Source organism: Neorhizobium sp. P12A, assembly GCF_008365395.1.
Lineage (GTDB): Bacteria > Pseudomonadota > Alphaproteobacteria > Rhizobiales > Rhizobiaceae > Rhizobium.
Genome location: NZ_QOVX01000026.1, coordinates 48967 through 57481 on the forward strand (window position 1 = coordinate 48967; position 8515 = coordinate 57481).

Here is an 8515-nt window from a genome sequence, read left to right on the forward strand (position 1 = left end):
CCCCCTCAAATGGCGTCGAGGACGACGGCACGGATACCGTCAGCATCGAGCCGGTAGTGGCGATAGAGATGCGTGGGCGGCGCGATCAGGCTGTATTCGTCCCGGATGCCGTGGCGGACGAGACGCGCGCCCTTGCCCTTCTCCGCAAGCACTTCGGCGACAGCGCCACCGAGGCCACCCAGTATGTTATGTTCCTCGACAGTGAGGATGATCTTCGAGCGTGCGGACGCTTCGATGATCGCCTCCTCGTCGAGTGGCTTGATCGAGTGCATGTCAATGAGACCGACGGAATGCCCCGCAGCATTAAGCTCTTCCATCGCCTTCTTGGCACCGTGGACGGGATAGCCGGCCGCGATGATCGTGACGCCCTTGCCGATGCCGTGGACAACAGCTTTTCCGAGTTCGAAATCGACGCCGTTTTCGTAGACAACCGGATCGTGGCCGCGGTGAATGCGGAAGTAGATCGGCAGCGGGTAATCGACGGTCGCCTTGATTGCGGCGGCGAGCGCCGGGCCATCGGCCGTCGACACCACCGCAAGATTGGCAATGCTCCTCATGATCGCGATATCCTCGGTCGCGTGGTGCGAGGTCCCGTAGAAGCCGAGAGAAATGCCCGTGTGGTGGCCGATCAGGCGCAGCGGCAGCTTGCAGTAGGCGGCATCCATACGGATCTGCTCGCAGCAGAGCAGCGCCAGAAACGAGGCGAATGTTGCGACATAGGGAATGACGCCCGTGGTCGCCATCCCGGCCGCTGCCGAGACCATGTTCTGCTCGGAGATGCCGAACTGCACGAAGCGCTCGGGATATCGTTGTGCGAAAGCGACCAGACCGTTCGAATATTGCAGGTCGGCGGTCCCCGCCATCACGGAGTGACCGGCTTCGGCGAGCTCGATCAGAGCGGTCGACAGGGTCGGCAGCGACGGGGCGCGGCGATTGACCTCGCGGTACTGCCAGGAATCTTTCGAAATCAGCCGGTTCATTGCGCAATCACCGTGTTGAGGATCGTTTCACGGGCGGCGGCTTCGTCTTCCGCGCCGAGGTACCCAAGATGCCAACCGGGCTCGGTTTCCATGTAGTCGATACCCTTGCCCTTCAGCGTTTGGGCGATGATGCAGCAGGGCTTCGTGCGGGTCTTGTCGGCCTTGACCTCACGAAGAAGGGTGGTGAGGGCGTGGATGTCGTGCCCGTTGACGACATGGACCTCCCAGCCGAAGGCGCGCCATTTCTCGTCCAGCGGCTCGATGGCGATAATGTCGTCGACCTTGCCGTCCAGCTGATAGCCGTTGCGATCGACGATCGCGATGAGGTTCGAAAGGTCTTGGCTTGAAGCGCAGAGCGCTGCCTCCCAGACCTGCCCTTCCTGCATTTCGCCATCGCCGAGCAGAACGAATGCGGTGAAATTGCGCTTCTGGAAGCGTGCGCCAAGCAGCATGCCGATGCCGTTGGACAACGCGTGGCCGATCGAGCCGGAGCTGAAATCGATGCCCGGTACTTTCGTCATGTCGGGGTGGTCGCCGAGCGGGCTTCCGAGGCGCGTGTAGGTGTCTAGCCAAGCGGGATCGAAGAAGCCGAGGTCCGCAAGAATGGGGAACAGCCCAACGGCGGCGTGACCCTTGCCCATCAGGAAGCGGTCACGATCGGGCCAGGCCGGTTCACCCTTTCTGATCTGCATGACATCGTAATAGAGAGCCGCGAAAATCTCCGCACAGGAGAACACGGATGTGTAGTGACCGACCTTGGCGATCGAGATCAGCCTGATCGTCTCGAGCCGCACGAAACGCGCACGTTCGCGCAGGCGCTCCACCTGATTATCAGACAATGGGTCATTGTTGCGCGCCACCGTCTGATGGCCGCTTGAAGTATGTAACGCTGACAAGGATTTGCTCCCGCTTTCTCCAACTTATAAGTTATAAGATATACGGAAATGGCCGATGCGCAAGATGTTTTTGCGCCGGTACGTCAAGACACCACTGCATCAGGATACAGCTACAGATGTGCTGCCCACGGTGCCTTTGCACCCCGGTTAACGAGCGGGCGAGAGGGTTGTCATGCCCACCGGTAGTCGCGGGGATCGGCTTATTTGCCTAACGTTATTGTCTGTGATCCCCCTCGCTCCACCACCAGAAGCCAGCCAGCAGCGCTGGCAGTCCGTACCAAGCCCCGGTGAAAAGGACGACATCATGTCGCTTGCTGCGCAAATTTAAGAATCGTGTCACGACAGGGTCGACACCCGCTAGATGCTCGACGCCAAAACGCGATTGTAAACTGCAGCTTAAGCGCGGTTATTTAATGGGCTTTAGAATTAACGCCAGTTAACGCTCGATAACATGCCTCAAAAAGAGAAATGCTGCAGAGTTACTCAATGAAACAGGGGCTAAAGTTTTGACCGAGTATATTCTTGCATCAGATAGACCAACCAGGATGTGGGCCCATGATCGACCTACCACCGATCTTCCGCCCATAGTTGCTAAATTCGTTAGGGCGCTGGCACTGAAAACGCAAAGGCTCCGCTTTTCGAAGGGATTGATCACGCCCGTCCCGTGCCTTCGTGAGCCGGAAACGCGACAACAGCGAGGCCACCCGATTGCTCGACCCGTTGATCAAACTACTCCACCAACTCGGTCCCGACCGGCAAGTCACAGATCTGTTTTGTGCAATAGTCGTCGCCGACTATCGGAATAGGGTAACATTGGATGAAAAACCCGGCGCGCGAGAAAGAATGGGTTTCCTGGATGCGGTCCGCGAACGACGGCAACAGTCGAGACTACCACAAGCTGCTCACTGCTATCACCCCGCATCTGCGGGTCATTGTTCGGAGACGCTGTGATCAGTTCGGCACGCCAACGAACGAGGCCGAGGACGTGGTGCAGGAAGTACTGCTGGCTATACATCTCAAGCGAGGAACCTGGGATCCCGCCCGACCCGTTGGCCCCTGGGTTGCGGCGCTCGTGCGAAACAAGCTGGTCGACAGTCTGCGTCGACGAGGGCGAAGAATCGACATCCCATTGGAGGATGTCGAGGCGACGTTAGAGAGCGATGAGGGAAATGCGTCCGATCGAATGGATGTCACGCGGATACTGGCGACGCTCAGGGACCCGCAACGAACGATTGTTCAGTCGATTTCGATCGAGGGAGCGAGCGTGCGGGAAACGGCTCACCGCCTGAAGATGACCGAGGTTGCAGTCCGCGTATCGCTGCACCGGGCGCTAAATGCATTGACTGCAGTCTATTCGGAGCGTGTGTCATGACAAATGATGATCCCGGTTTCGCCCACCTGGTGGCCTAAGGGGCGATCTCGCCGCAATCGATCTCGCGCTGATCGAGAACCGCTGGCGTGTGCTCTCCGGGAACACCATTGCACTTTTTCAAAAACTAAAACGCACGCGTCTTGAACTTCGGCTCGACCCGCCATTACAAAGTCGAGAGTCCGGCCTGCTCAACAATCGCGTCCGCATCATTAAGAATCACGCGAAAAGATCGTGCTCGTTGAGGTCAGTCCTTCGCTTTGGCCGCCCGCAACCGCGGCATCAAACGGCGCGAGTGCCATACCAACGCCCAAACAAATGGTCGAGTGAGAGTTTGCCCGGACCCCATGCCATCAGCGATAAAGCCATGGCAGCCCAGGTGATATGGATCGGCCATCCGTCGGGTACGGTCAGTTCGACGATCAGCGTCATGAACAGCAGGCCTGTCGCGGCAAAGCGGGTGGCGAAGCCAACCACCAGCAGGACAGGAAAGGTGATTTCGGCAACGCCTGACAGAAAAGCCATGACTTCCGGTGCCGGATAGGGATAGGGACCACCCGGCAGATGCAGCATGAACTCGTCGGTAAAGAGCGTGATCGCCGTATCGTTGAGTTGCAGGAAGCCGTCCCATTTCAGGATGCCCGATTTCCAGAAGGGCACCGCGAGTGCGAGGCGAACGACGGCTTGCACGAGGATCGGTTGGGCAATCGCGCGGACGACGGTCTGTGCCACTTCGACAAGCGTGACGAGCGGCTGCAGGCGGTCCTTAATCGAAGGCTGTTGTGTGGTGGTCGATATCATCATGCGTCTCCAAGAGTGATGGCGGAAAACACGCCGGCTTCGATCAAGCCCGCGACATTGGCGGCGATGTCGAAAGAGGGGCTGGCCTCGATCGCCCTGGCTGCGGCCACACCAAGCGGGTCGCCGGATATCAATGCGACAAGAAACTCCGCGGCATCAGGCGAAAGATAGCACACGATGACCTCCATGCCGGGCCGGGTGATCAGCGCATCCTCAGGCTCGGTCGCCTTGATTGGATGAGGAGGATCCTCGCTGCGGTTCGCGGCAAAGATTGTCAGTGCCGGATAGTCCGAGCGGACGAATCTCGTTGCCGGATGCGGGACAAACACGAGGTCGCCAAGCCGGCAGGGCGGTACCGCCGCGAGCGCATCGGCGGCCAGGGGCTCGTGAGCGGCAACGGCGGCATCGCCTTCACCGATCAAGTCCTCGATCGCGACTTGGGCAATGCCTATGTGAACGGCTCCATGACCAAGCGCGATCAAATGTGCGGGGTGGCGGTACAGCGGTGCGTTAACTGAGAGCTCTCCGGGACCTAACGTCAGGACGTGGTCGGCGACGAACGCATTTTCAATCGAAATATGATGACTTCCGGTTCCACGCAATCCCATTACCCTCCACGTGTCTTCGATTGTGTATTTCGACGCAGGAAGAAGCATATGCTTGGTATCCGGATTTCTTTTACTGGGATCGGCGTCGCCATCCGTGAAGCCGGCGATTATCCAGCTTGCCGACGTGCAGCCACTAGCGTAGGGCCAGCGTCCACTTACCATCCATCCGCCTGGTACTCTCTTCCCGATGCCCTGAGGCTGAGCAGACCCGGCGATAATCTGATCAGGTCCCCTTTTGTAGATGGTGTAACGGGCGGAGCCCAGCCAGCCGAGTTTGAAGGTTTGGTGGTCGTCCCTCACAATGATGGTGTCGCGGAGTCAGGAGTGGCCTGCTCCATAGCATCACGGAGAGACGACCATGAAGCAGTATGCCGGCATCGACGTATCATTGGAATACTCGAGTGTGTGCGTGGTGGATGCGGATGGCCGCATCGTGCGGGAAGCGAAGGTCCTCAGCGAGCCCGATGCGCTGACCGCCTGGTTTGCCGAGCACGGCGTGGCCATGGAGCGGATCGGCCTTGAGGCTGGCCCCCTGTCGCAATGGCTTTATGCCGGGATGGCGAAGACGGGTCTGGCGGTCGAGCTGATCGAGACGCGGCACGTGCGTGCGGCCTTCAAGACGATGCCGGTGAAGACCGACAAGAAGGATGCGCGGGGCATTGCGCAGTTGATGCGGCTTGGTTGGTTCAGGCCGGTCCACTGCAAATCTCTTGCCGCCCAAGAGGTGCGCGCGCTGCTGACAGCCCGCAAACTGATCCAGGGGAAACTTCATGACATCGAGATGAGCATCCGCGGCATTCTACGCGGCTTCGGCCTTAAGGTGGGACCGACGACGCGACGCACCTATGCGGCACGGATCTGCGAACTGATCGAAGGTCATCCGACCTTGGAGGCGATTGCCGCGTCGCTGTTGAAAGCGCGCGAGGCGCTTGCGGACGAATTTGCCTGTTTCGAACGCAAGTTGCGTGTCATCGCCCGTCAGGACGACAAAGCCCGTCGGTTGATGACGACGCCGGGCGTCGGCGTCCTGGTGGCACTAACATTCGCGGCGGCCGTCGACGCGCCTGAGCGTTTCCGAACATCACGAGCGGTGGGGCCGCATTTCGGATTGACACCGAAGAAGTATCAATCGGGCGAGACCGACTACAGTGGTCGCATCTCGAAGATCGGCGATGTGGGTGTGCGAACCGCGCTCTACGAGGCGGCCAACGTCATCCTGACCCGGCCGGTCAAAGGCTCGGATCTTAAGACTTGGGCGCTGGCGGTCGCAAGACGGGCGGGACCCAGAAAGGCGCGCGTTGCACTGGCCCGCAAGCTGGCGGTGGTGTTGCACCGCATGCTCAGGGACGGAACCAACTTCCTTCCTCGCAAGGCAGCGCCAGCCATGGCCGGAGGAGGAAGGATGTAACAACACAGGCTTTCGGGCGGGCCATACCATCAGCCCCCCGGAGCAAGGTCCCTTCGCCGGGACGATGGATGGGTTAGGCCGCAGTGAGGTAAGCAGCCCCAGTGGACTGCGCGTTTCTAGATTGGCCAACCGGTCCTCAGCAGACCCCATAAAGCAGCGACCCCGCGTCGACTGCGGACAGAAGCAAGCACTCGGCGAGGGATTAGGCTCAAAAGGGATTGACTCGCTAAAGCCCGTTACAGAAGACCTCACTCAGGGCAGCTAGAGGCAATTTCGGAAGCACGAGACCAGCACCGCCGTTTACGGCTGCAATCCAACCGATAGATCCGTCTACGGCCGAGATTCTTTTAATCAGTTCCAACGCGATCGGAAAATCCAGCTCGAACCCGCCCATCTGTTTCGGCGCAAGCATGCGGAAAACGCCGATATCACTCAAGCATTCGACAACGCCCGCCGGAAGCTGCCGATCGACTTCTATCTGGCCCAGATAAGGAGCAAACTTTTTTCGAAGTTCATCAACGCTTGGTAGCTTTAGCAGGGTGCGGAAATAGCGCTAATTTTTCCGCCGATCCTCGATAGCTGGGGTGTAGACGGGCCGCGGTGCTACTCTTTCAGCGGCCTTGTCGGCCCATTTTGTCGTAATCCGCCCTCTCTCGGCGGATTACGGGCGCGATTATGCTGTTGTCAGCAGCTTTGGCAGCCTTACCAGGTTATAAGCGGTGGCTGTCAGGATGAACATCCAGCCGACGCGATCCTTTCCACGATGGCGGGTCTTGCGCATTCCGCCGCTGGTCTTGGCCCAGCCGAACACTTCTTCGATGCGCTTGTGAATGCGCTGACTGACACCGTAGCCGGGATGATGGGTGGTCCGACCGTCTATGGCCGAGCGTCGGTTCGTCGTGTTCTGGGCGACGTGTGGTGTCACCTTGATGTCCCGCAAGGCGGCAACGAAGTCGGCTGTATCGTAGGCTTTGTCTGCAGCCAATGTGATGCGATGACGACCATCCATGCGGCCCACCATATCCAATGCTGCCTCGCGCTCGGCGGGGCCGGTCGCATGGGTCAGCGTGGCGTCGACAACCAAGCCGTTGCGGTTTTCCATGGTGACGTGGCCCATATGGCAAAGCCTGGCCGCCTGACCACGGGCCTTCTTATAAAGCCTGGCGTCCGGGTCGGTGGTCGATGCGTGGGTTGCGTTGCTGCGCTTCTCGCCGTGGAAATCGCGCTCGGAGTTGCGGCCTTTGGCTTCTGGCTGCTGTTTCCCTTCAGCGCCAGAGCCGCTGCCGTCGGCGTCGCCACCATCTGTGTCGTCCTTAGGCTTGAAGCTCTTCATGCTAGCCCAGGCTTCGATCAAGGTGCCGTCCACCGAGAAGTGCTCGTCCGACAGCAGCGCTTTCACCCTCGGCTGGCCCAGCAAGGCCGCCAGGAACTTGGCGGCGATGTCGCCCGCCAAGAGGCGCTCACGGTTCTTGGTAAACACCGTGACGTCCCAGATCGGCGCGTCCATCGACAAGCCGACGAACCATCGAAACAGTAGATTGTAGTCCATCTGCTCCATCAGCTGACGCTCCGAGCGGATCGTGTAGAAGGCCTGCAACAACAGGGCGCGCAGCAGCTTCTCCGGCGGAATTGACGGACGGCCGATCGATGAATACATCGTCTCGAAATCCGGCGACAGAACTTCCAGTGCCTCGTCTACAATGGCTCGGATTGCCCGCAGCGGGTGGCTGCTTGGAACGCGGGCTTCGCAGCTCACATAAGAAAACAGTCCCCCCGTCTGGGGATCATTGCCGCGCATGTCATGCTCCTGCCGACCAATCACTCAGCATTGGAATCACGGCAGCACGCTCGCAGCAAGCGCCTTTTTCCGCAGCCTTCTCTATTCGGCGTGTTGAGGTCAAGCACTTCGAGTTCTTTTTTCTGCCGTAGCGTTCAGTCTTTCGCGGTCCACGCTTCTCTCCGGGATCGGCCCATCGGCCCTCCCACCATAGGATTAGAAGAACAAGGCGGTTCAATCTGTTAAGCGCTCTTCCTGCGATATGCTGCAGTTGAAGCAAGGCTGCGGCCGAACTCACCTTGTCCACCGTCCGCGAAGGACATCTTTCCACCGGCTGGCAGAACTTTATTGTCTCCCGTTGTTTCCGATCATGCGGCTTTCGCCACGTCGTTGTCGCGGGTCCACCGGAACTCGGTGCCATCGCCCCACATCCGATGCATGATCACCGCAAGTCTCCGAGCAAGAGCGACAATGGCCTTTCGAAGACCGAGGCAGCGCCTCTTCATCAAACCTGTGATGTCGAGGCAGGGACTCAAGCCGAATATCCTATCTGTTAGAGCCTGACCGAAAAAGAGTTGAGTGATTTCAGTAGGATGTGATTCCGTCGGATTTGTTCAAGATTCGAAGGAGTTCACGATGGCCTGGACCGAAACCACTCGGCGGCAATATGTTCGTA

Annotated in this window: 7 protein-coding genes and 1 pseudogene; 2 read left to right on the forward strand and 6 right to left on the reverse strand. The window is 59.2% G+C overall.

Annotation, left to right across the window (positions count from 1 at the left end; genetic code table 11):
• Nucleotides 1–5: 5 nt before the first annotated feature.
• Nucleotides 6–980 (reverse strand): transketolase C-terminal domain-containing protein, encoded by a 975-nt coding sequence (locus DTW90_RS33380; RefSeq protein ID WP_149344081.1) that lies wholly within the window; start codon nucleotides 978–980, stop codon nucleotides 6–8.
• Complete coding sequence (locus tag DTW90_RS33385; RefSeq protein ID WP_149344097.1) at nucleotides 977–1840, reverse strand: transketolase; 864 nt, start codon at nucleotides 1838–1840, stop codon at nucleotides 977–979. The genes DTW90_RS33380 and DTW90_RS33385 overlap by 4 nt, the downstream gene beginning before the upstream one ends.
• A gap of 853 nt (nucleotides 1841–2693) precedes the next feature.
• On the opposite strand from DTW90_RS33385, the gene DTW90_RS33390 reads away from it, so the two are divergent.
• Nucleotides 2694–3248, forward strand: a complete 555-nt coding sequence (locus DTW90_RS33390; protein ID WP_149344083.1) for a sigma-70 family RNA polymerase sigma factor — start codon at nucleotides 2694–2696, stop codon at nucleotides 3246–3248.
• Nucleotides 3249–3527: 279 nt separating this feature from the next.
• On the opposite strand, the gene DTW90_RS33395 is transcribed toward DTW90_RS33390, so the two are convergent.
• The gene (locus DTW90_RS33395) at nucleotides 3528–4046 is read right to left on the reverse strand and encodes a DoxX family protein (protein WP_149344085.1); all 519 of its coding nucleotides are present in this window, start codon (nucleotides 4044–4046) and stop codon (nucleotides 3528–3530) included.
• Entirely contained in the window at nucleotides 4046–4654 is a 609-nt protein-coding gene (locus DTW90_RS37905; protein ID WP_246665152.1) for a hypothetical protein, read from the reverse strand. Before DTW90_RS37905 ends, DTW90_RS33395 begins: the two co-directional genes overlap by 1 nt.
• A 358-nt stretch (nucleotides 4655–5012) precedes the next feature.
• Here DTW90_RS37905 and DTW90_RS33410 point away from each other — a divergent pair, with 358 nt between their 5' ends.
• On the forward strand, nucleotides 5013–6062 hold the full coding sequence (locus tag DTW90_RS33410; RefSeq protein ID WP_149344087.1) for an IS110 family transposase: 1050 nt from the start codon (nucleotides 5013–5015) through the stop codon (nucleotides 6060–6062).
• Nucleotides 6063–6735: 673 nt separating this feature from the next.
• Here DTW90_RS33410 and DTW90_RS33420 read toward each other — a convergent pair.
• The gene (locus DTW90_RS33420) at nucleotides 6736–7860 is read right to left on the reverse strand and encodes an IS5 family transposase (protein ID WP_149344089.1); all 1125 of its coding nucleotides are present in this window, start codon (nucleotides 7858–7860) and stop codon (nucleotides 6736–6738) included.
• Between the two features lie 347 nt (nucleotides 7861–8207).
• Nucleotides 8208–8327, reverse strand: a pseudogene (locus DTW90_RS37910) (IS110 family transposase); the annotation flags it as partial.
• Between the last annotated feature and the right edge of the window lie 188 nt (nucleotides 8328–8515).